The sequence below is a fragment of the Nonomuraea sp. H19 genome (assembly GCF_052068215.1).
Classification (GTDB): domain Bacteria; phylum Actinomycetota; class Actinomycetes; order Streptosporangiales; family Streptosporangiaceae; genus Nonomuraea.
In genome coordinates, this window is record NZ_JBQHCV010000004.1 from 211,844 (window position 1) to 234,771 (window position 22,928).

Here is a 22,928-nt window from a genome sequence, read left to right on the forward strand (position 1 = left end):
CGTACCAGAATGATCACGACGGACGGGTCACTTGACGGATCCGGCCATCATGCCCTGCACGAAATACCGCTGGAACGCGAAGAACAGGATCAGCGGGATGATCAGCGACAGGAACGCGCCGGAGGAGAGAATGTCGACGTTCGACCCGAACTGCCGCATCTGAGACTGCAGGTATTTCGTCATCGGCTGGTTGTCGGTGTTGGCGAAGACCAGCGCGATGAGCATGTCGTTCCACACCCACAAGAACTGGAAGATGCCCAGCGAGGCGATGGCGGGCTTGCCCAGCGGGAACACCACCGACGCGAAGATCTTCCACTCCGGGGCGCCGTCCATCCGTGCCGCCTCCAGCAGCGAGGCGGGGATGCCGACGAAGAAGTTTCGCAGCAGGAAGATCGCGAACGGTAGTCCGAACGCCACGTGGAACAGCACCACTCCCGGGATCGAGCCGAAGATCCCGGCGTTTCCGTAGAGGGTGGCGACGGGGATCAGCGCGATCTGGATGGGCACGATCAGCAGCCCGACGACCACGAGGAACGCCGCGTCACGCCCGGGGAAGTCCATCCACGCGAACGCGTACGCCGCCATGGCCGCGATGCCGATCACCAGGATCGTGGTCGGCACCGTGATCAGCACGGTGTTCCAGAAGGACGCCGTGAACCCGCCGCTCAGCAGGTTCTTGTAGTTCTCGATGGTCAGCTCGGCCGGCTTGGTGAAGATCGTCCACCAGCCCTCGGCGTTGTTGACCTTCGTGGTTCGCATGGAGACGACCAGCAGGCCGAGCGTGGGCACCAGCCAGAACAGGCCCAGCACCACCATCACGACCTGGACGATCCCACTGCCCAGGCGATCGACGATCTTGCCGAGTACGCCCCTGCGTGGCGTGCCCGTCTCCAGCCTGGGCGGCGCCGTGGCGGTAGCGGCGGCGGTCATGAGCTCTCCCTCCTGAACCGGCGAATGTTCATGATCATGAAGGGGAGGACCAGAATCAACAGGAAGATGGCCAGCGCACTGCCCAGGCCCTGGTTGTTCCCGCCGCCGAACGCCACACGCCACATCTCCAGCGCGACCACGTTCGACTGGGGCTGGACCGAGGGCGGCGCGATGATGAACACCAGGTCGAACACCTTCAGCGTATTGATGATCATCGTCACGAAGACGACGAGCAGCACCGGCGACAGCAGCGGCACCGTGATCCTGCGGAACACCTGCCACTCCGTGGCACCATCGATGCGGGCCGCCTCCAAGGCGTCCCGCGGGATCGCCGACAGCCCCGCCGCGATCAGCACCATGGCGAACCCGGCCCACACCCAGACGAACGCGCCGATGATCGCCGGGGTGATGAGGGTCGGGCCGAGCCAGGTCAGCCCGCCGTAGGCGGCCTGGAAGTTCGACTGCGGGAGCCGTACGACATAGGAGCCGGCGGGGAGTCCTTGGAAGCGGAACGTGCCGTCGTCGGCGGTCGTGGCGGTCCCCGCGACCTGGCCGTTCTGGACCGCCTCGACGGTCATGCCCGGCAGGCCCTTCTCGGTGCCGTCCACCGCGCCGCTCTGCCCGCCGCCGCCCGGCGTGAAGTCGAACCAGACGGTTCCCGACAGCTCGTTGCCCGCCGGGGGAGCCTTGGCCGGCTGCGCGTTGCCCGGCATGACCGCCGGCTTGACGCCGACGATGGGGATCAGCACCGGCTGGCCCGCCTGGGCGGGCTGCTTGGTGACGACCGCGCCGTTCTGGGCGGCCACCTGCGACTGGTCGCCCTCGCGCGGGCGGGCCTCCGGGTAGCCCTGTGAGGAGGAGAACGTGTCGTGCACGGTGGTCAGGATCGCGTTGGCCAGGCCCTTGTCCGGGTCCTCCTCGTAGACGAGGCGGAAGATCACGCCCGCCGCCATCAGCGAGACCGCCATCGGCATGAACACGATCAGCTTGAACGCCGTCGCCCATTTGATCCGCTCGGTCAGCACCGCGAAGATCAGGCCGAGCGTGGTGACCACGATCGGCGCGACGACCACCCAGATGAGGTTGTTGCGGATCGTGGTGAACGTAGCGGGATCGGAGAAGATCGTCGTGTAGTTGCCCAGCCCGACGAATCCGGTGCCGTTCGCGTCGAACAGGCTCCGGAAGATCGAGTAGACGATCGGGTAGACCACCCAGATTCCCAGCAGCAGCGCCGCCGGAAGGAGGAAGGCGATCGCGACCACGGGGGAGGGGCCGAGGCGTCGTTGCGTTCGGGGGGTTTCAGCCGGTCCGGTGGAGGGCCCGCCCGCGGTCTCCGCGGGCGGGTCCTGCGGGCCGTCCAACCGTTCGGTCACGGCCTTACCTCTTTACTTCCAGGCCTTCTTGGCCTCGGCTTCGAGCGCGGTCTGGGCGCCCTTGATGTCGGCGGGGTTGCGCAGGAAGTCCTGGAGCACCTTCCACTCGCCCTTGCCGTCGGTGCCGCCGAAGGCGCTCGGCGCCAGGTCGGACATGTCATAGCGGACGGCGTCGCCGGCCGAGATGATCGTCTGGCCGAGTTGCTTGGTCAGCTCGTCGGGGTAGTTGTCGGGGGAGACGTTCTTGTTGGGCGACAGGTAGCCGGGGAGCTTGGCCCAGATCTCGCCGCCCTCCTTGGAGGCCAGGAACTGCAGCAGCGCCATGGCGCCGGGCGAGTCCTTCATCGCGACCGCGATGTCACCGCCGACCATGACCGGCGCGGTGTCGCCCACCTTCGGGAACGGGACGTACTTGGCGTCCTCGCCCACCTTGGCCCCGGCCTGCGTGGCTTCGGTGGCGACGAAGTCCCCCTCGATGACCATGGCGGCCTTCTTCTGACCGTAGACCTTGTTCACGCAGTCCGGGAAGACACTCTGCAGGGCGCCGGAGCTACCGTCCGCGATGTATTCCTTCTTGCCCACGATCTGCCCGATCTTCTCCAGCGCAGTGGCGACGCTGGGGTCGGTCCACGGGATCTCGTGCTTGGAGAGCTGGTCGTACTTCTCCGGGCCCGCGACGGACAGGTAGACGTTCTCGAACACGTCGGTCAGCGTCCAGCCCGAGCCGCCACAGAACGCGAAGGGGGGAGTGCCGGAGTCCGCGATGGTCTGGGAGACCTTCAGAAGCTCGTCCCAGTTGGTCGGAGGCTGCACGCCGGCGTCCTGGAACGCCTGATCGCGGTACCAGAGCAGCGACTTGTGCGCGGCCTTGACCAGCACGCCGTAGACCTGCCCGTCGGCGGAGCCGAGCTCCTTCCAGTACGGCGTGTAGTTGCCGTCGATCTCTGTGATGACCGCATCGCTCAGCGGCTTGAGCGCCTTCTGCTCGGCGTACTGCTGCACTAGACCCGGTTGCGGCAGAATCGCCACATCCGGCGGGCTGCCGGCCTGGATGCGCGGGCCGAGGTAGGCGGCGGTGTCCTCATTGGTGGAGGCGTAGGTCACCTCGGCGCCGGTCTTGTCCTCGAAGGCCTTGAGTACCTGCTCGAAATTCTCCTGCTCCTTGCCCGTCCACTTGGCGGCAATTTCGATCTTGACGCCCTGCAGCGACTTGTCGCCGCCGCCCGCCGTGGCCGGGCTCGATGCCGTGGGCTGGGTCGTGGTGGGAGCGTTTCCGCAGGCGGCGACGGCTACCGCAAGCCCGGCCAGGATCGCTGCTGCTCTGGCTTTTCGCATGACTGCCTCACTGGGTTCTGATGATCTCTTCGAGTTCGGACTTCATGGAGGCCGCGACGTCGTCGGCGGACTCGGGGGTGGGGGTGCTCAGGGCCTTGGCGACCGAGCTCGCGATCACCAGGCTCAGCTGGTTGTAGTTGGCGCTCATCGGCCGTGCCTTGGCGGCGAGGATGCTCTCCTTGAGCACCGGCAGGTACGGGAAACGTTTGATCAGTGCGGGATCGTCGTAGAGCTCCGTCCACACAGGCGGGAACGAGCCCTCGGTGAGCACCCGGCGCTCGTTCTCCAGGCTCGTGAAGTAGCGGATGAACTCCTGTGCGGTGTGCTGGTGCTTGGAGTAGGCGCTGATGGCCAGGTTGACGCCGCCCAGCGTGCTGGACCCCGGCCCGTTCAGCCCGGGCAGCCTGGTCACCGCGATCTTGTCGCCCAGCTCGGCCTTCGCCGGGCCGTACGCGTGCGGCCAGTTGCGGGCGAACGCCAGCCGGCCCTCCTGGAAGGCCAGGCGCGACTCCTCCTCCTTGAAGCTCAGGGACTCCTTGGGTATCCAGCCCTCGCGCAGCCCTTGGAGCAGGAAATCGAGCGCGGTCTCGCCGGTGGCCGGGTCGAGCGTCACCTCCGAGCCGTCGTGGCTGAGAATCTGTCCCCCGGCCGACTGCACGGCCTCGGAGAAGTTCACGGTGAGCCCCTCGTAGGCCAGGAACTGGCCGGCATAGCCTTCTACGTTGTGCTTTTTCGTCACCTGTCGTGCCTGGTCGCGTAGCTCCGCCCACGTCCGCGGCGGCTTCTTGACCAGGTCGGTCCGGTAGTAGAGCAGTCCCGCGTTGCTCGTGTACGGGACCGCCCACAGTTTGTCCTTGTAGACCGCCGTTTCCACGACAGGCGGCAGGAACCTGTCGAGCGGGAACAACCCGCGCTCCAGGGGGATGATCCAGCCGTTCTCCGCGAACTCGGCGGTCCACACCACGTCGAGCCCCAGCACGTCGTAGCGGTTGCTCTGGGCCTGGAGGTTGGCCACCATCTGAGCGCGCTGCTCGTCGGCGGCCTCGGGCAGTTCCAGCAGCGTCACCTTCTCGGCCGGGTGGGCCTGGTTCCAGCGATCGAGCAGGGGTTGCAGGTATGCCGTGGTGTCGCGGCCGGTGGCGAACGTGATGGGCCCGGTTCCGCCCGTCCCCGTGTCGCCGCCGCCCTCATCGCCCGCCGAGGCGCAGCCGGCCGTCGCCAGGAGCATGGCCAGTGTGAGCCGAAGCGAGCGCAGCACTCTGTTTCCTCCATGTTCAGAGTGGTTACATACGTGTTAGGTACATGCATTCATGTTATGCACACCTGTAATCTGAAGGTCAACGGATAATCACGTAACGCATTCGTAACACAGGCGGGAGATGAGGCGTGCGGCTTCACCTGCTGGCGCTCCTGGCCAAAGAGCCGGCTCACGGCTATGAGCTGAAGCAGGCGCTCGAGCAGACCTTCGGCGGCGCGTATCCCTCGCCCAACATCGGCCAGATCTACGTGACGCTCGGCAGGCTGGAGAAGGACGGTCTGGTCAGGGCCGTGGACGTGGAGCAGTCCAACCGGCCCAACAAGAAGGTCTACTACCTGACCGCCAAGGGCCGCGAGGTGCTCACCACCTGGGTGGACGAGCCCACCGAGGGACCCAGGGTACGCGACGAGTTCTTCATGAAGCTCGTGCTCGCGCCGCTCACGGGCATCGCCGACCGGATGGCGCTGATCAGCCGGCAGCGCCGCCACTATCTGGGGCTCATGAGCGATCTCAACGACCTCCTGTCCCGCACGCCGCCGACCGACCGGGTGGCCGCACTGCTCATCGAAGGAGCCATGCTGCACCTGCAGGCGGATCTTGACTGGCTGGAGCGATGCCAGGAGGATCTGGCATGAGCGCGGTAGTGAAAACGGTCAATCTGGTCAAGATCTACCAGGACGGCGCGGTTCCCGTGCCCGCCGTGCGTGGCGTGGACCTGCAGATCGAGCCGGGCGAGTTCGTCGCGATCATGGGGCCTTCCGGCTCCGGGAAGTCCACGCTCGTCCACATGCTGGGCGGGCTCGACACCAGGACCAGCGGCGAGATCTGGCTCGACGGGCAGCGCGTCGACACGCTGTCGGAGAGCGCGTGGGCGCTGCTGCGGCGCAAGAAGATCGGCTTCGTCTTCCAGTTCTTCAACCTCGTCGCCAACATGACCGTCGGCGACAACGTCGAGCTGCCGGCGCTACTGGCCGGGGTCTCGCCCAAGGTGGCCCGCGAGCGCAGGGAGAGCCTGCTCGGCGCGCTCAACCTCACCGATCGCGCCGACGCCTCGCCCGCCCAGTTGTCCGGCGGCGAGCAGCAACGGGTCGCGCTGGCCAGGGCGTTGGCCAACCAGCCCAGCCTGCTGCTGGCCGACGAGCCGACGGGCAACCTCGACAGCCGCAACACGCGTGACGTGCTGCGGCTGCTCAGCGAGGTGCACAAGGAGGGCCAGACGATCGTCATGGTCACGCACGACGCCCGCGTGGCGAGTCTGGCCGACCGGCTGGTGTCGCTGTTCGACGGGGAGATCGTCGACGACGGCCGCATCGCGCGCAGGCGCACGGGCACGGCCGGCGAGGTGATCGACCTCCGATGAGCGAGCGGCGGCCGGCGGTGAGCCACCCATGAGCACCGCGCTGGCGGGGAGCCGGTGGATCAAGGCCGACCTGCGGGCCAGGGCGGGCCAGGCGGTGCTGACCGTGCTGGCCGTGGCCGGGATCGTGGCCGCGCTGATCACCGCGGCGACCCTGCTGGAGGACGGCACGAACCCGTGGCGGAGCCTGTTCGCCCAGACCGACGGGGCTCACGTCTGGCTCTACACCGACGACAGCCCGCAGGTGGCCCTGGGCGGCATCGACGGCGTGACGCAGGTCGCCGGCCCGTACCGGTCGGCGCCCGTGACCGTGGCGCAGGACGGCAAGAAGGAGCCGGCCGCGCTGCGCGCGATGACCGCCACGCCGCCGCAGGTGGCGCACCCGCTGGTGGCCGAGGGCAGGTGGCTGGACGCTGCTCAGCCCGACGGGGTGGTGGTCGAACGCTCCTTCGCCACCACGCTGCGGCTGAGGATCGGCGCCCCTTTCACGGTCATCGCGCTCAGCGGCGAGCGGCACACCCTCTACGTGCGCGGCATCGCCGACTCCGCCGAGCAGGGCTTCTACCCGCAGTGGACGCCCGGCCTGGCCTACGTGCTGCCGGCCATGCTCGACAGGATCGAGCCCATGCTCGGCCGCAGCGAGTGGGTGACCGGGCTGCGCCTGGCCGACCCCGACGCCACGCAGGTCGTCTCGCAACGCGTGGTGGTCATGCTGGACGACAAGCTGCAGCGGGTCTACACCTGGCGCGAGGTCAGGGCCGCGATGGAGCTGGACAACCGGCTGCTGGGCACGCTGCTGGCGCTGTTCGGCGTGGTCGGGCTGGTGGCCGCGGCGCTCGCGCTGGCCAACGCGGCCGGCGGCCGGGTGCTCGGGCAGCTACGCGACCTGGCCACGCTCAAGTCCATGGGCTTCACCAAGGGGCAGGTCGCACTGTTGCTGCTGGTCGAGCACGGCGCGCTCGGGCTGCTCGGTGTGGCGATCGGCACCATCGCGGGCTGGGGCGTGATGGCCGCGATGCTGGGGGCGACCTCGGTCGCGCCGGGGCCGGTGCTGGCCATCGTCGCGGGCACGGCGCTGGTGGTGCTGGCCGCCGTAGGGCTGCCCGCCTGGCGCGGCGGCCGCACGCCGCCGATCCCCGACGTGCCCGCCGCCCCGCCGCGCGGCCACCTGTCCAGGCTGGCCAGGCTCGCCCTCCTCGTACGTCTCCCGCCCGCCCTCGTGCTGGGCACCAGGGACGCCTTCACCAGACGGGTGCCCGCGTTCCTGACGGCGTTCGGGCTGGCCGTGCCGATGATGATGATCACGATCGGGCTCGGCGTGTGGGCCACGCTGGACAATTTCGCCGACCATCCGGAGCAGGTGGGCCAGCACGCGAGCCTGTACGTGAGGCCGGGCAAGCTGGAGTCGGCCGACGCCAAGCGCATCGCCGAGCGGGACCGGGACGTGGCCGCGGTCTACCCGGGCACCGACGTCAACGCCCTGGCCCCCGGCGAGGCCCGCTCGGTCCGGGTGCGGGCCATCGGCAGCTCGACGGAGCCGTACCCGTTCCCCGTGGTCGAGGGCCGCATGTACGGCCGCCAGGGCGAGGCCGTCGCCGGCCAGGGATTGCTGGACCTGCTGGGCATCAAGATCGGCGATCGGGTGCGGCTCACCGTGGGCGGCACACCGCTGATCGTCCGGATCGTCGGCAGGACCGTCGAGCCCGACCTGGACGGCGAGGTGATCTCGGTGGGGCTCGACAGCCTGGCGGCCAAGGACGCGGTGCCGCCGGAGTTCTACGCGCTCGCCCTGAAGCCGGGCGCCGACCAGGCGGAAGTACGCGGCAGGCTGCTGGCCGAGTCGGGGGAGAGCCTGGACGTGCAGGCCGCGGTCAACCCGGCGGACCGGCTGTCGATCATCAGGGTGGTGATCGTCGCGCTGATCGTCGTGCTGACCCTGATCGGCCTGGCCAACCTGCTCACCGCCAGCGCGCTCGGCCTGCGCGACCATGCCTTCGACCTGGCCGTGCTGAAGGCCATGGGGCTGACGCCCCGCCAGGTCATGGCCACGCTCGTGACCGGCACGGGACTGCTGGTCGTGCTCGGCGTCGGCGCGGGCGCCGCGGTGGGGGCGTCCGTGGTGACCGGGCTGATCGACCTGCAGGGTTACACGAGCGGCGTCGGGGCGGGCATCGGCCGCCCGCCCTCGGCCTCGACGCTGGCCATCGCCATCGTGGCGGTCGTGGGCACGGCCCTCGCGGTCGCGCTCATCCCGGCGCGTCGCGCGGCCCGTGCCCAGGTGCCGGTCACGTCGCGCTGACGGCCTCGGCGGGCTTGAGCGCGAACCAGTAGAACCCGTGAGCGGGCAGCGTCAGCAGGTAGGGCAGCTCCCCGACCGGCGGGAACGGCACCCCGCCGCGCGCCTCGACCGGGATCAGGCCCTCGAACCTGCGCAGGTCCAGCTCCACCGGCTGCGGGAACTTCGACAGGTTGTTCACGCACAGCATGATGTCGTCGCCGTCCTCGCGGACGAACGTGAGCACGGACGGGTTCGACGACCACATTTCCGTGTAGGCGCCGATGCCGAACACCGGGTGCTTGTGGCGGATCTCCAGCATTTTGCGGGTGAAGTGGAGCAGCGAGCCCTCATGGCGCTGCTGGGCCTCCACGTTGACCGCCTGGTAGCCGTAGATCGGGTCCATGACGACCGGCAGGTAGAGCCGGCCGGGGTCGGCCGTGGAGAACCCGGCATTGCGGTCCGGGCTCCACTGCATCGGCGTGCGGACCGCGTCCCGGTCCTCCAGCCAGATGTTGTCGCCCATGCCGATCTCGTCGCCGTAGTAGATGATCGGCGAGCCCGGCAGGCTCAGCAGCAGCGCCGTGAACAGCTCGATCCGGTCCCTGTCGTTGTCGAGCAGCGGGGCAAGGCGCCGGCGGATGCCGAGGTAGGCCCGCATGCGCGGGTCCTTGGCGTACTCCTTGTGCATGTAGTCGCGCTCTTCCTCGGTCACCGTCTCGAGCGTGAGCTCGTCGTGGTTACGCAGGAAGATGCCCCACTGCGCGTGCTCGGGCAGCTTCGGCGTGAGCGACATGATCTCGGAGATCGGCTCGCGGGTCTCCTTCTTGACCGCCATGTAGATGCGCGGCATGAGCGGGAAGTGGAAGGCCATGTGGCATTCGTCACCTCCCGTCGTGGGGTCGCCGAAATACTCCACGACGTCCTCGGGCCAGCCGTTGGCCTCGGCCAGCAGCACGCGGTCCGGGTAGAGGCGGTCGACCTCGGCGCGGATCATCTTCAGGTACGAGTGCGTTTCCGGCAGCCCGGCGCACGCCGTGCCCTCCCGCTCGAACAGGTAGGGGACCGCGTCCAGCCGGAACCCGTCGATGCCCAGGTCCAGCCAGAACCGCAGCACCTCCAGCATGGCTTCCTGCACCGCCGGGTTGTCATAGTTCAGGTCCGGCTGGTGGTGGAAGAAGCGGTGCCAGTAGTACTGCTTGCGCACCGGGTCGTAGGTCCAGTTGGACTCCTCGGCACCGATGAAGATGATCGGCGCGTCGGGGTAGCCGCCGGGGTGGTCCGACCAGACGTAGAAGTCGCCGTACGGCCCCTCGGGGTCGTGCCGGGACGCCTGGAACCAGGGATGCTTGTCGCTCGTGTGGTTCATCACGAGGTCGGTGACGATCCGCAGGCCACGCTCGTGGGCGGACTCGATCAGCTGGACAAAGTCCCCGAGATCCCCGAAGTCCGGAAGAATCTTCATATAGTCCGAAATGTCGTAGCCGCCGTCGCGCAGCGGCGACTCGTAGAGCGGCAACAACCACAGACAGTCGACGCCAAGCCACTCAAGGTAGCCGAGCTTCTCGATCAGCCCGCGCAAGTCGCCGGTGCCGTCGCCGTTGGAGTCCTTGAACCCCCGGACGAGCACCTCGTAGAACACCGCCCGCTTGTACCAGGCCGGATCTTCGGAGACGAACGCCTCGGAGATCGGCTCCGGCGATGGGGATGCGTTGATCATATTGTCGCTCACAGGAAGAGATGTGGGCAGGACGAAGTCACCGGTTACCCCGGCGTTCTTTGCTGGTGACCGCGCCGCGTGGGGTCGTCATCCCTGCGAACCCCACTGCCCTCGAACGAGCCCGGATTTGTGATCTGGTGCTCGTTTGTGCGGCGCTTACGGGCCGAACACTACCAGCCCGTTGGCTTTCCGGAACCCGCTTCTGCTGTGCGACGGTTAATACCCACGAGATCCGTATGTAACCGCACTGTTACCCAGGGTTCATGAAAAAGGTGGGGCCAGGTCCGCGAGGTCGTTTTCGAAGTCGCTCAACCAGAGCCCGAAGAGTACCAATCCACGCACCCAGAAGCGGTCATTCCAGCCGTTGAACCTGGTCAGCTCGTCGGGGCCACCCGCGATCACCTCGTGCAGCTCCTCCGACAACAGCCCCGGCACCCGGTCCGCCACGGTCTCCAGCATTCGATGCCCATAAACGCGGGCCGGCCCGGCCGTGGAGCGCAACGGCACCCGCTGGAGCGGTTGTTTGACGACATTGGTCGAGGGCAACGCGGCCACCCGCGGATTGGCCGCGTGCAGCACCTCTCGGTAAAAGCGGCCCTTGTCCTTGCGGGCCACGCCCACCGACAGCGCGGCGTCGAAGAAGTCCGGGTGGATGAAAGGCGCGGCGAACGACGCCTCGGGACCGACCAGGTTGACCGCCGAGCGCGCGATGCCCCGTACGGTCCTGGTGTGCAGCACCGACAGCGGCAGCTCCGCGCGGTGCCCGTGGAGCATGGAGGTGGCGGCCGCGAACTGCTCGCGTACGGACTCCTCGATCCACTCCGCGGCGCTCTTGGACAGGAACGGCAGGGAAGGCGCGCCGAGAGACAGCGAGCCGAGCACCGCCGCCGACCGCTCGGCCTGCGTCCTCGCCTCCAGCGCGGCCCCGCTGACCATGAAGTTCTTCAGCAGCGGCCCACCGGCCAGCCCGTCGATCAGGATCCGGCCCGCGCCGTGCACCTCCTTGGCGAAGGGCGCGTACCAGGCGTGGTGCGGGGTCAGGTATTCCAGCCGGCGGGCCACCTCGGCCGCGTCCTGCGGGTAGCCGGCGGCGTCCTGGGTGATCACCCGGTGCGGGATGCCCAGCTCCTTGGTGATCGCCTTGGCGAAGGCGATGTCGGTGTCGGTGCCGTCGTCGGGACTCGTCGTCCACGACTCGACGTCCGCGCCGCGGGCCTTGGCCACGCTCGCCAGCAGCCGCGAGTCGTAGCCGCCGCTGACCGGCACGAGCAGCTTGCGTCCTTCGTAGTCCGCGTAGACCTGGTGCAGCAGCTCGACGATCTCCTCCGGGCTGGTCCACGCCTCGTACGGCTCGGTACGCAGCCAGCGCGGCAGCCGCCGCTCGGTGGCCAGCCGGCCGTGCTCGAACACCACGGCGCTGGCTCCCGGCAGCCGCTTGACCTCGGTGTACGGGGTCGCCTCGCCCAGCGGGAACGTCACCTGGATGATCGAGGCCCAGGCCGACCAGTCGATCGTGATCGGCACCAGGCTGAGCAGCGGCTGGATCAGCGACGAGAAGTAGACCGCCTCGCCCTGGCGCACGTAGTAGACGTCCACCAGCCCGAGCGCGCCCGCGTGGAGCGCGACCCGGTTGTCATCGCCGATCAGCCCCGGCGTCTCGTACGTCTCCGCGACCGTGATCCAGTCCGCGGCCGCGGCCGGTCTGCGCTCGCCCCAGGCGAACGCGTACGCGTCACCGGCCCGGTGGTAGGGCGGCAACGGCGTGGAACTGAACAGCGCCGCCTCGGCCGTCTGCAGCGCCGGCCGCACGCGCGGCCCCGCAGTGGTCAGCTTGCCCAGAATGGCGGTGTCGATCCGGCCGAGAGCGCCACAGACGTAGGGTCTTACGTTGAACTGCACCGGATCTCATCCCTTCGAGACGCTTCCGCAAAAGAGTATCCTTTGCCGGGCTGAGGAAGCGGAGGACGGTTTGTGACTGAGCTGGAGAGCACGCGCAGGGCGCTACGGGATGCGGTCGCGCAGGCCGAGCGCGCCGCTGAACTGGCCAGGCTCCTGGACGCCGCCCAGGCCCGGCTGGCCGAGGCCGAGCGGAGCGTCGAGGAGACCAAGGCGCTGGCCGAGAAGCTGAGCGAGGCCGAGGAACAACTCGCCGCCGAGCAGGCCGCCGCCGACAAGCTGCGCAAGGAGCTGGCCGAGCAGCGCTTCCAGGCCGAAGTGGCCAACTGGAAGCTGTCCTCCATCAAGGTCGCGCGCTGGAACCGGCTCGGCGACGCCATCAGGAGCGGCAAGAGCAATCCGGTGCGGCTGGCCAAGGGCCTCAGGGGCGCCGCCAAGCCGGTCAAGCGGCCCATCGCGCCCAAGCGCAAGCCGCCCATGGCCATCAAGGCGAAGGAAGAGCGCCCGGGAGCGTCGTTCCAGGCCACGACCTCGACCAGGACGCTCGGGGGCGCCTCGTTCAAGCTCAAGCCGTTCCGGGTGCCGACCGGCCCCAACACGCGGCCGCACCTGACGGCCGCGGTGATCGCCGACCCGCACGCCGAAGCGCTGCTGCGCTACGAGTGGCGGCAGACCATCGGCTTCACCCCGCGCGACTTCGCCCGGGTGCTTCCGCTGGAGGTGCCCCACCTGCTCGTCGTCGAGTCGGTCAGGCAGGGGCCGTGGGCAGAGGAGATCACCGGCGAGCCCGGCGAAGGGCTCAAGGCGCTGCTGGCCTGGTGTGCCGAGCGCGGCATCCGCACGGTCTTCTGGCACACGCAGGGCGACGTGGCCGCCTACGCCGCCGCGGCCGAGCTGTTCGAGCACCGGTTCACGACCGACCTGTCGGTGGCCTGGCCGCGGCTGCAGTTCGGGGTGCAGCCCCGGATCCACAATCCGCTGCCGCTGGCGGGCGGGCGCATCGACCGGGTGCTGACGCTGGACCAGCTCCTGCCCGGCCACCTGACCTACCCGGACGTGCTGACCTCCTACCGCTGGCCGGCCGCGGCGGACTGCCCGCCGGGCACGCCGCAGTGGCGGCTGGCCGAGATCGCCGCCTGTGGCACGCCCATCGGCACCGAGCCGGACACCCGGCGGGCGCATGTGGCGCTGCGGCGGGCGTACCAGATGGGCACGATGACTGAGCGCATCGACGAGATGCTGGACGCGATCGGCCTGCCCAGCGCCCGTGCCACGCTCAACACCTCCGTGCTGCTGCCGATCATGGACCCGTACCGGATGGAGCACGGGCTCGCGCAGGTCGCCAAGCAGTCGGGCGTGGCCCAGCTCATCGTCATCGGCCCTCCCGAGGCCGAGCTGCGGGCCCGCGACGTGCTGCCGGACGTGGAGGTCGTCTACCGCCGCCCGCATCCCGCGATGACCGAGGGCGCGATGCTCGACGCCGGCCTCGACCTGTGCGAGGCCGACCTGGTGGCGGTCATGGACCCGCGCGACGTGTACGGCCCGCATTACCTGTCCGACCTGCGGCGGGCCTTCCTGTTCAGCACCGCCGACATCGTGGGCAAGGCCGCCTTCTACGCCCACCTGCGCAAGCCCCAGGCCACGCTGCTCAAGCAGCCCGACGCCGAATACGCCTACCTCCCGGAGATCGCCGGCGCGACTCTCCTGGCCCGCCGCAACGCGCTGCGCGAGCTGGGCTTCGCCGACCTCACCGAGGGCTGGGACGAGGTCCTCATGCGGCAGTGCCGCACGGACGGGATCAAGGTGTTCTCGGCGGACAGGTTCGGCTACGTACGGGTGCGCGACGAGGACCGCTGGCTCCTGGGCGCCGCCCACCTGGTCGAATACGGCTCCGCCGAACCGCACGCGCTCATCTGAGCCGCCGGGTGCGACTCATGACGTCCCGGGGGAGCGGCGGGGCCGGGGGCTAGCCGCGGAGGCGTTTGCGGAGGGCGCGTTTCATGGTGGACGCGACCAGCGCACGCAGGCTCTTCTGAGCGCGGCCTGCGGCGGCGAGCTGGCGGCGCAGGGAGCCGACCTCGCGGCGCAGCTCCACCGCCGTCTTCCGCCAGCGCCCCGACTCCTCCTTCCACTTGGCCACCTGGCCGCGCAGCCGCTCGGCCTCCTTGGCCAGCCGGGCGGTCTCGGCCTGCGCCTCCATCCGGGCCCGGTACGTCCCCCGCCGCCCGAGCAGGGGCGCCGGGTCGGTGGTGAACCCGTAGGTCCCGGCCTCGACCCAGGACACCCCCGACACCGCGTCCACCGCGTCGTCCAGGTCCTCGCCGGGCTCGCGGACGATCCGGGCCCTGGCGAAGGCGGACACCCGTTCCAAGCGGGCCGCGACGACGCCCTCGGACGATTCGTGGAGCAGCACGTTGACCAGGCCCAGACTTTCGTCGCGGGCCAGATCCAGCAGGCGCGCCAGGCTGTCTTCGCCGGGGACCCAGCCAGGCGGCAGGCGCAGCACGAAGGGCACGGCGGGGTCGACGTCCTCGCCGGCGGCCAGGCGTACCCGGCCCTCGTGCAGGTAGTGGCCGTGGACCAGCACCAGGTCGAGGTCGGGGTCCCGGAGAGGGGCGCGGCGCTCGCGCTGGAGGGCGTCCCAGGGGCCGAGCAGGAGGACCGAAATGTCGGGGACGGTGCCGGCGAGCAGCGCGTCCACCGTCGCCCGTACCGAGTCGTAGCCCGCCGTCCCGTCCACGATCACGGTGACGTACGGAACCTTCCACTGCCGCCCGGGGTGGCCGCGCAGCCAGCGGTAGGCCGGGATGCGGTCGGCCACGAAGGCGTGGCTCACCCGGTCGATCGGCTGCTTGTCGCGCATCCGCATCGTCGGGCCGAGGTGGTAGGCCCGGGCCGCCGGCTCGGGCACGAAGACCGCGCCCGCCTGCGCCAGGCGGTAGCCCATCTCGGTGTCCTGGCCGAGTATCAGCTCCTCGTCCATCGGGCCCGCCGCCGCGATCAGCCGGGCGTTGACCGACGTCGCGCCCCCGACGTGCAGGCTGAACGGGCGCTGCGGGTTGTCGGTGAGGCCGTTGGTGCGCTCGACGAGGTCGACGATCCAGGCGTGCGGCTCGGCCGGCTCGAAGTGCTTCTCCAGGTCCTCCGGCAGCTCGGCGGGCAGCTGGGCGCCGGTGAAGCGGATGTAGCCGGTGACGACCAGGTACGGGGCCGCGTGGTGCCAGCGCATGTGGGCCTCGATCGCGCCGGGCGTGAGCACCACGTCGGAGTCCAGCCAGTGGATCACGTCGCCGGTCGCCTCGGCCAGGCCGGCGTTGCGCGCGGTGGCCCGGCCCGGCTCCGGGCAGACGATCAGCCGCGTCCCGGCGGGGCGGATGGCGGGCAGGCGCAGCGGCGGCGTGCTGCCGTTGTCGACGACGATGACCTCGGTCAGCTCGGCAGGGTAGGTCTGCCTGGCCAGCCCGGCCAGCACCAGGTCGAGCTTGTCCTGCCCGCCGTAGGCCGGGATGACCACGCTGACCGTGAGCTCGGGCTTCAGGCGCTGCGGAGGCTGGAGTACGCGGTAGTCGTTGCCGCGCACGCGGCCGCGAACGTCCGCGCCGGATGCGGTCATGCGGCTTCCACGAGCAGGCTCGGGCGGAAGCCTCGCCACTGGTTGGCGGCCACCTTGAGGAAGTGGGCCAGCGGCAGCCGCCAGGTGTGCTCGTCGCTGAGCCCTCGGCGCAGGACGTAGCCGAGCCCGTGGGTGCGGTAAATGCGCGCTCCCGCCGCATGCGCGGCCTTGAGGAATTCGAGATCGACGGCCTGGGAAACCCCCGGAAATCCTCCTATTTCCTGAAATTTGGCCCGAGGCAGCAAGATGGTTCCGCCTGCCACGTGGTCCGACCAGACCTCGCTCGGATAATCCGCCCCGCTCGCGAACGTCGTGCGCCTGATCGTCGCCTTCAACGGTTCGAGGTAGAAGAACTCGGCCGTCGTGCCCACCACGTCGGCACCCGCATACGTCAGGGCCATGACCAGGTCGGACAGGTGGTGCGGGCCGTACCAGTCGTCATCGTCCCACTTGGCCAGGAAGTCGCCGCCCGCCAGGGCCGCCGCCCGGTTGAGCACCTCCCCGAAGGGCATCGAGGCGGGCGCCTCGACCCAGGTGACGGGCAGCGCGCAGCTCTCGACGGCCGCGCGTACCTGCTCGTACGCCACCCCGTGCAGCCCCAGCAGCACCTCGGTCGAGACGCCGCGCTGCCGCTCCATCTGGGCCAGTGCCGCGCCGACCAGGCCCGGCCGCTTGGTCGACATGACGATGCTGATCTTGGGGGTCGGCGTGGGGTGTGCCAGGCGGCGCAGGCGCACGCTGTGCTCCTCGCGCCGCAGGGCGGCCAGGCACCGCGCGGTGCCGTCAGGGGCGTGGTCGAGCCAGGCGTGGTCGGTGAGCAGCGCGGCGAGATCCGCGGGCACCCAGGGCGCCGCACGGCCGGCGGTGAGCGGGATGCCGGCGGCGGCCAGGCGCAGCAGGCCGTCCAGCGCGAGCTCCGGCACCTCCGCTGCGGGCCACTCGATCTCCAGGCCGCGCAGTGCGCGCAGCTCGGCCGTCTCTGGCGGCTGGCCCTCGACCGCCCAGCCGATCTCAGCCCAGTGCAGGCGGGCCAGCCCCTTCTCCGGCGTACGCGCGAAGCCGTAAGGGGTGACGGACATGGGTGGGTGCTCCTCGACCGCTGGGGACTCAGTCGGCGCCTACCTTACGCCCGTTTTACTGACGAGTAGACGCGGGGAGCACTTTCGGCAGGACAGGGTCCGCAGGTGGAAGAGATGTGATTCTCAGTCTTCCCCCAGGAACTTATGGCACGGTAGTGGTGAATGTTGATTAGGGTGTCAATAATCCCTCGATGTCCATGACGCCTTGGATGTCCCGTCAAGGCGTGAACGACGAAAGGTATGCGCGGATGCTCTCGCCCCGCCGACTGGCAGCGACCGGCGCACTCCTCTCAGCTCTGGCCGCCGGTGTGCTCGTGCTGCTCGTGCTCGCCGACCTGATCACGTTCGGCGCGGCGGCGGCCACGGCGGCGTTCGTGGTCGCGCTGGCGGCCATCGCCTTCCTGGTGCTCACCGTGCGCCGCCTCGACGGCAAGGCGCACCGGATCGACCTGCGGATCAAGAAGTACGAGGCCGAGCTGGCCCGCACCACCACCGCGCTCAAGCACATCGAGACGAGGCTGGACCTGCTGGTGCAGGCCGTCGAGGATTCGGCCGCGCGGCGGGCCGACGACCTCGGCGCCATCCTGGCCTCGCTCGGGGAGGACCGGGTGAACGCCATGGCGCGCGCACGAGAGGTGGAGGAACTGCGCGAAGAGGTTCGCGCGCTGGCCAAGGACTCCGTATGACGCGGGTCAGGCACAACGACTACGGGGTGCTGCGGCCGCCCGCGACCGGGTCGTGGCGGCCCGCGCTGACCGTCTCCGTGGTCATTCCCGCCTACAACTGCGCGGAGGCGCTGGAGCGCACGGTCGGGGCGCTGGCGCGGCAGACGTACCCGGCGGAGCTGGTCGAGGTGGTCGTCGCCGACGACGGCAGCGAGCCGCCGGTGGACGTGCCGGGCGCCCGGGTCGTACGGGTCGCCGAGGGGTGGGGGCGCGGCGCTGCCCGGCAGACCGGGCAGCTCGCGGCGACCGGCGAGGTGATCCACTGGCTGGACTCCGACATGCTGCTGGCCGAGGACCATCTCGAGGCGCACATGCGCTGGCACCACCTGATCGACTACGCGGTGGTGATCGGTGACACGCGGTTCGTGGACGCGCCCGGTGAGGAGGGCGTCCAGTCCGAATACACCAGGAAGACCCTGGAGTCGACCAGGAGACTCAAGGACGCGGGCGTGAGCGCGTACCTGCTGCACACGGGGGCGTCCACCTCCGTACGCGCCGATCTGCTGAGGGCCGCGGGCGGCGTGGACACCGGGCTGAACATGGCCGAGGACACCGAGCTCGGCTACCGCCTGGCGCAGGCGGGGGCGGTGTTCATCCCCGACGCCGAGGCCAGGGCGTGGCATGTCGGGCCCTCCACCGTGATGCTGCGGGAGAGGGAGGTGCACCGGCACAACTGGTCGTACCTGGGTGATCTGATCCCCGACCTGCGCTGGCTGCGCAACCATCCGCGCCGCCACTGGCTGGTGCCGTACCTGCGGGTGGTCGTGGTGGCGGCGGCGTACGAGGAGACGCGGGCGAGTGTGGACTCGGCGCTCGCCGGGACCCTCACCGACGCTGCCGTCACGCTCGTCGGCCCCTGGGGCAAGCTGACCGGCGAACGCCGCTCCAATCTCGACGACCCCCTGCTCGACCTGCGGCTGCTGCACAATCTCTACGCTCATGAGCCCCGGGTGACGTTCGCGGAGAGCGCACCCGCCACCGCCGCCCCCGCGCCCTTCCAGCTGCACCTCCCCACCGGGTGGGTGCTGGGGGCCGACACGCTCGCCAAGCTGACGACGCGTGCCGACAAGAACCTGCTCGGCCTGATGTGCGTGGCTTTGGCGGAAGGCCCGGACGGGGTCGTGACCGCCCGGCTGGAGCGCACGGCCGCCTTCGCCCGCGCCGCCCTGTTCGAGGGCGGGGCCGACGACCTGGTGGACGAGATGTTCGGGTCGGAGTGGGTCAGCGGGAACGAGTACGGCTTCGCGGTGGCGAAGGACGCCGAACCGTTGACCGGCGATCCCGCGAAGTGGCGGGCGCTGGCGGGGCGGCGGCTGGGCGAGATCCAGACGCTGCGCGCCGAGGTGGAACGTCTTCAGGGTGAGGTCGAACGGCTGTCGGCCGCCGAACCGCCGCCTGCCGAGGACGATGCTCACGGGCCGTTCCGCTCGCTGATCAGGCACCTGCGGAGCGCCGGGTGATCGCGAAGCTGCTGGCGGAGCTGCGCGGGGCGCGCGTGTTCTTCGCCGGGATCGACGACGTCGAACCGATCTACGCCGCGGCCGGATATCCGGGCTGCGGAATCGATGCCGAGGAGAGCAAGGGCTCGGCCGGCGAGATCGACCAGGGGCTGACGGCGGGGGTCGTGGACCTGGATCGGGACCTGCTCGAGCCGCCCGCCGAACCCGAGCACATGCGAAATGTCCTCGTGCTGGCCAAGACCCCGGCCGACCTGCGCAGGGTCGCCACTTTGCACAAGCTGTTGCCGCAGGCCGAGCGGGTGGTGGTGGCCGTGCTCGACACGCCCGCCGCCCATCCGGCGCCCGTGCCCACGCCGACGCCCGCGCACCGGTGGCGGTCGCTGACGGAACTGCGGGTGTACCAGCCCAAGAACCGGGTCTGGGTGGTGGACGCCCGCTTCTCGGCGGCCACGCCCGCCGGGCGAACGGTGGCGGCGACGGCGCGGGCGTTCGCGGGCCATCGCCTCGACGTGATCACGGCGCCTGCGGCGGCGATCGCGGGTGTGGGGGCGGCGGACTGGCGGCCGGGCGATCCGAACGCGACGCCTGCCGAGGTGACGGGGCCGGTTCCCGAGCGGGTCGGCGCGCCGGGCAGCGACATGGTCCTCCGCACCGTCGGCCGCCCTGCCCCTCGTCCCACGCGCCCCGGCTGGTCCGAGGATGCGCGAGCCGCCTCCCCCGGGAGCGGGAGCGCCGGCGAATCGGCCGCGGACGCGCGGGCAGCGGCGGCGGGCAGTGCGGCGCCGGCCGTGGGCAGCGCGGCGTGGGATGCGGCCGCGGGCGGCATGGAGTCGGCGCACGACCTGGGGATCGTTGAGTGGGCAGGGGACGAGACGCCCATCGAGCGGCCGACGACCAAGGCGGCGAGTTGGGAGCGACTCGGCCGTCCCGGGATGGCGGACTCGCCGCTGGCCGACCCCGACGTGCTCAGTGAGCCGTCCATGGTGCCTCCCGTGGACGAGCGGCTGGTCAACCCCCAAGGCTTCGTGACCACTCCCTCCCGGGGCATGGCCTCGCTGGCCGAGTGCGACGGGCGCTGGTCCGTGGTGCTGGATGGGAAGGTCGTGACGTCGTTCGCGGAGTCCGGCGGCGTCACCGACGCGGACGTGGCCAGGCTGCGGCAGATCCGCGGTGTCGAGGTCGACTGGCGGCACGCTCACAGCGGCCCGCTGGCCGCCGTACGCGTCCTGGCCGGCCTGGCCGCCGCCGGGGTGCCACTGGCGGCCGGCGCGGTGCCGCGATGGGCCGGCGCGCTCGGCGACGAGATCATCGCGCTCATCGAACAGTGTCCGGATCTGTCGGACGAGCTCCGGCGGGAGGAGCACAGCATCCGGCTGCGCCGCGCGGCCCTGCGTACCCATGGGGTGGCGGCCAGATGGGAGCAGCTCGGCGCGCCCGCGCCCGCTCCGCCGCTGACGTCTGTGCTGCTCGCCACCCGCCGTACCGACATGGTGTCCTTCGCCCTCGACCAGGTCGCCCGCCAGCGCGACGTCCAGCTGGAGGTGATCCTGGCGCTGCACGGCGTGCCCCAGGGGCATCCGGACGTGGCGGGCGCGATCGCGGCGTTCGAGGGGCCGCTGACCGTGTTCGAGGCCGACCGGCAGGCCGTGTTCGGCGAGGTGCTGAACGAGGCGGCGGCCAGGGCGTCGGGCTCGTTCCTGCTGAAGATGGACGACGATGACTGGTACGGCCCCGACTTCCTGTCCGATCTGCTGCTGGCGCATTCGTACTCGGGAGCCCACGTGGTCGGCACGGTGCCGGAGTTCGTCTACCTGTCCTCCATCGACGTCACCGTGCACCGGCAGCAGGTCACCGAGCAGATCACCAGCTTCGTCGCCGGCGGGACGATCCTGGTGGAGCGGTCGGCGTTCCAGGCGGTCGGCGGGTTCCGGCCGTTGCGGCGCTCGGTGGACACCCAGTTCCAGGAGGCGCTGCAGGCGGCGGGCGGCCAGATCTACCGCACCCACGGCCTCGGCTACATCCTGCGCAGGGGCGCGGCGGCCAACCACACGTGGCAGGAGCCGATCGGGACGTTCCTGCAGCGCAACCGGCGGCAGTGGCGCGGCTTCCGCCCGAACGCCCTCATGGAACTGGACGGGAGCCTCCACGCATGATCCCGCGCATTCCCCATAACGACTTCGGCGTGCTCACCCCGCCCGCGCTGGGCGCGTGGGAGCCGGCTCTCACCGTCACGGTCGTCATCCCGGCCCACGGCCGCCAGGAGACCCTCGACCTGACCCTGGCGGCGCTCTCCGCCCAGAGCTACCCGGAGCATCTCCTCGACGTGATCGTCGTGGACGACGGCAGCGCCACCCCTCTCCACCTGCCCGGCCTCGCCCCGGCCAGGACGAAGCTGATCTCCAGCCCGCCGGGCGGCTGGGGCCGGGCGTGGGCCGTGCAGGCGGGTCTGGACGCCGCCACCGGCGAGGTCGTGTTCGTCCTGGACGCCGACATGGTTCCGCACCGGCAGCACGTGGAGGCCCAGCTCCGCTGGCACCACCTGGCCCCGTACGTGGTGGCGCTGGGCTGGATCGACTTCACCCCGGCCGCCGGCCTCCCGACGCCCGAGCAGGTACGCCGGGCCCTGGAGTCGGGCACGGAGGAGGCCCTGTTCCCCTTGTCGCCGCACCGCCACGACTGGGCCGAGAAGATCATCCACGATCACGACGGTCTGCGCACGGCCCAGAACTCGCTGGCCACCCGCATCCACGTCGGGGCCACGGTGTCGTACCCGGCGAAGCTCCTGCGTTCGATCGGCGGCATGGACACCTCCCTCGTCCTGGCGGAGGACACGGAGCTGGGCTACCGCCTTACCCAGGCGGGCGCGGTCTTCGTCCCGGATCCGCACTCCCGGGCCTGGCACATCGGCCTGCCGACGGCGATGCGCGACTTCGCCGTGCTGAAGCGCTACAACGACCCGTACGTCGCCGACCGCGTACCCTACCGCCGCTACCTCCGCACGGACCCGGGTCGTCAGTGGCTGGTGCCGTACGTGGACGCCGTGGTGCCCGCAGAAGGGTCCTACGAGGACGTCCGCGCCACCGTGGACGGCCTGCTGGCGAGCTCGATCCCGGACATCAGGGTCACCGTGGCCGGACCCAGGGAGTCGCTGCCCGCCGGCCGCCGCTCCCCGCTCGCCGATCCGGACCTCGACCTGCGACTCATCCACGCGAGCTTCGACCACGATCCCCGCGTGCACCTGCTCACGGACGCCTCAACCCCGCTCCCGGGAACGGCCCCGTTCCGCCTGTCCGTGCCACCGGGTTGGGTCCCGTCGGGAGAGACGGTGCAGCGCCTGGTCGCCCACCTGGAGGAGCGTGACCTGGGCACGCTCCGCGTCGCCTTGGAGGAGACCGCGGGGGGCGTGGTCGAGGCCCGCATGGACCGCACCGCGGCCGTGTCCAGGGCCGCGCTGGTGGGCGCCTCGGACGACGACCTGGACGACCTGATCGACGCCCTGTTCGGCCTGGAATGGGTGGACGGGGAGACCTGGGAGTTCAAGCGCCGCCCGGCCGTCTACCCGCCCCGCAAGAGACCGATCTCGGAGCTGGCCAAGCTCACGGCCGCGCACGAGAAGGAGATCGCCCTCTACCGCAAGCGCGTGGCGGTCCTCCGCGCCGAGATCGCGCAGCTGAAGCGGGAGGCCGGCAAGAACGGCAGGGACGCGGCCCGCTGGCGAGAGAAGGCGGAGGCCTGGCGCAGGGAGGCGGTCCGCCTGACCCGCGCCCAGAACCGCACGGTGCTGAAAAGGGCCGTCCGCCGGGTCCGCGACATCGCCTTCCCGGACAGCTAGACAGATTCGCCTCTGCGCACAACGCCGCCCATCCCTTGGCCGCCTAGTTGGTGGCGAACCGCAAGCGCTCTTCGT

The 22,928-nt window shown here is 70.4% G+C and carries 16 protein-coding genes; 8 read left to right on the forward strand and 8 right to left on the reverse strand.

The features are described 5' to 3' along the window. Positions 1 to 27 precede the first annotated feature (27 nt). From ACTMTI_RS10305 to ACTMTI_RS10320, 4 genes are read right to left on the reverse strand one after another with little or no spacing between them, the layout of a single operon-like run. Complete coding sequence (locus ACTMTI_RS10305) at positions 28 to 930, reverse strand: carbohydrate ABC transporter permease (protein WP_441119879.1); 903 nt, start codon at positions 928 to 930, stop codon at positions 28 to 30. Further along, positions 927 to 2,303, reverse strand: coding sequence for an ABC transporter permease subunit (locus ACTMTI_RS10310; RefSeq protein WP_441119881.1), 1,377 nt, complete (start codon positions 2,301 to 2,303; stop codon positions 927 to 929). The genes ACTMTI_RS10305 and ACTMTI_RS10310 overlap by 4 nt, the downstream gene beginning before the upstream one ends. Positions 2,304 to 2,315: 12 nt before the next feature. Further along, complete coding sequence (locus tag ACTMTI_RS10315; protein ID WP_441119883.1) at positions 2,316 to 3,638, reverse strand: ABC transporter substrate-binding protein; 1,323 nt, start codon at positions 3,636 to 3,638, stop codon at positions 2,316 to 2,318. A gap of 7 nt (positions 3,639 to 3,645) precedes the next feature. After that, positions 3,646 to 4,896 carry an ABC transporter substrate-binding protein gene (locus ACTMTI_RS10320; protein ID WP_441119884.1) on the reverse strand — a complete coding sequence of 417 codons (1,251 nt, stop codon included), beginning with the start codon at positions 4,894 to 4,896 and terminating at the stop codon, positions 3,646 to 3,648. Positions 4,897 to 5,024: 128 nt separating this feature from the next. Between ACTMTI_RS10320 and ACTMTI_RS10325 the strand changes: the two genes are divergently transcribed. Genes ACTMTI_RS10325 through ACTMTI_RS10335 form a run of 3 tightly spaced genes read left to right on the forward strand, consistent with a single transcriptional unit; the run spans position 5,025 to position 8,552 of the window. Beyond that, the gene (locus tag ACTMTI_RS10325) at positions 5,025 to 5,531 is read left to right on the forward strand and encodes a PadR family transcriptional regulator (RefSeq protein WP_441119886.1); all 507 of its coding nucleotides are present in this window, start codon (positions 5,025 to 5,027) and stop codon (positions 5,529 to 5,531) included. Then, entirely contained in the window at positions 5,528 to 6,256 is a 729-nt protein-coding gene (locus tag ACTMTI_RS10330) for an ABC transporter ATP-binding protein (RefSeq protein WP_441119888.1), read from the forward strand. The genes ACTMTI_RS10325 and ACTMTI_RS10330 overlap by 4 nt, the downstream gene beginning before the upstream one ends. Positions 6,257 to 6,284: 28 nt before the next feature. Next, positions 6,285 to 8,552: an FtsX-like permease family protein gene (locus ACTMTI_RS10335; protein WP_441119890.1), complete on the forward strand. Its 2,268-nt coding sequence runs from the start codon at positions 6,285 to 6,287 to the stop codon at positions 8,550 to 8,552. Here the strand turns inward: ACTMTI_RS10335 and treS are convergent. Both treS and ACTMTI_RS10345 read right to left on the reverse strand, forming a co-directional pair. Then, positions 8,539 to 10,248 carry a maltose alpha-D-glucosyltransferase gene (gene treS, locus ACTMTI_RS10340; protein WP_441119891.1) on the reverse strand — a complete coding sequence of 570 codons (1,710 nt, stop codon included), beginning with the start codon at positions 10,246 to 10,248 and terminating at the stop codon, positions 8,539 to 8,541. The two genes, ACTMTI_RS10335 and treS, sit on opposite strands and share 14 nt — an antisense overlap. A gap of 261 nt (positions 10,249 to 10,509) precedes the next feature. Beyond that, the gene (locus ACTMTI_RS10345; protein ID WP_441119893.1) at positions 10,510 to 12,147 is read right to left on the reverse strand and encodes an asparagine synthetase B family protein; all 1,638 of its coding nucleotides are present in this window, start codon (positions 12,145 to 12,147) and stop codon (positions 10,510 to 10,512) included. A gap of 72 nt (positions 12,148 to 12,219) precedes the next feature. Between ACTMTI_RS10345 and ACTMTI_RS10350 the strand changes: the two genes are divergently transcribed. Next, the gene (locus ACTMTI_RS10350; protein WP_441119895.1) at positions 12,220 to 14,061 is read left to right on the forward strand and encodes a hypothetical protein; all 1,842 of its coding nucleotides are present in this window, start codon (positions 12,220 to 12,222) and stop codon (positions 14,059 to 14,061) included. 49 nt (positions 14,062 to 14,110) lie between these two features. On the opposite strand, the gene ACTMTI_RS10355 is transcribed toward ACTMTI_RS10350, so the two are convergent. After that, positions 14,111 to 15,757 (reverse strand): glycosyltransferase family 2 protein, encoded by a 1,647-nt coding sequence (locus tag ACTMTI_RS10355; RefSeq protein WP_441119897.1) that lies wholly within the window; start codon positions 15,755 to 15,757, stop codon positions 14,111 to 14,113. Then, positions 15,754 to 16,836: a glycosyltransferase family 2 protein gene (locus ACTMTI_RS10360; protein ID WP_441119899.1), complete on the reverse strand. Its 1,083-nt coding sequence runs from the start codon at positions 16,834 to 16,836 to the stop codon at positions 15,754 to 15,756. Before ACTMTI_RS10360 ends, ACTMTI_RS10355 begins: the two co-directional genes overlap by 4 nt. Positions 16,837 to 17,060: 224 nt before the next feature. On the opposite strand from ACTMTI_RS10360, the gene ACTMTI_RS10365 reads away from it, so the two are divergent. The 4 genes from ACTMTI_RS10365 to ACTMTI_RS10380 are packed head-to-tail and all read left to right on the forward strand — an operon-like array spanning position 17,061 to position 22,853. Continuing rightward, entirely contained in the window at positions 17,061 to 17,522 is a 462-nt protein-coding gene (locus ACTMTI_RS10365) for a hypothetical protein (protein ID WP_441119901.1), read from the forward strand. Further along, positions 17,519 to 19,021, forward strand: coding sequence for a glycosyltransferase (locus ACTMTI_RS10370; protein ID WP_441119903.1), 1,503 nt, complete (start codon positions 17,519 to 17,521; stop codon positions 19,019 to 19,021). Before ACTMTI_RS10365 ends, ACTMTI_RS10370 begins: the two co-directional genes overlap by 4 nt. Further along, on the forward strand, positions 19,018 to 21,174 hold the full coding sequence (locus ACTMTI_RS10375; protein ID WP_441119905.1) for a glycosyltransferase: 2,157 nt from the start codon (positions 19,018 to 19,020) through the stop codon (positions 21,172 to 21,174). Before ACTMTI_RS10370 ends, ACTMTI_RS10375 begins: the two co-directional genes overlap by 4 nt. Beyond that, positions 21,171 to 22,853: a glycosyltransferase gene (locus ACTMTI_RS10380; protein ID WP_441119906.1), complete on the forward strand. Its 1,683-nt coding sequence runs from the start codon at positions 21,171 to 21,173 to the stop codon at positions 22,851 to 22,853. The genes ACTMTI_RS10375 and ACTMTI_RS10380 overlap by 4 nt, the downstream gene beginning before the upstream one ends. The last annotated feature ends 75 nt before the right edge of the window (positions 22,854 to 22,928 follow it).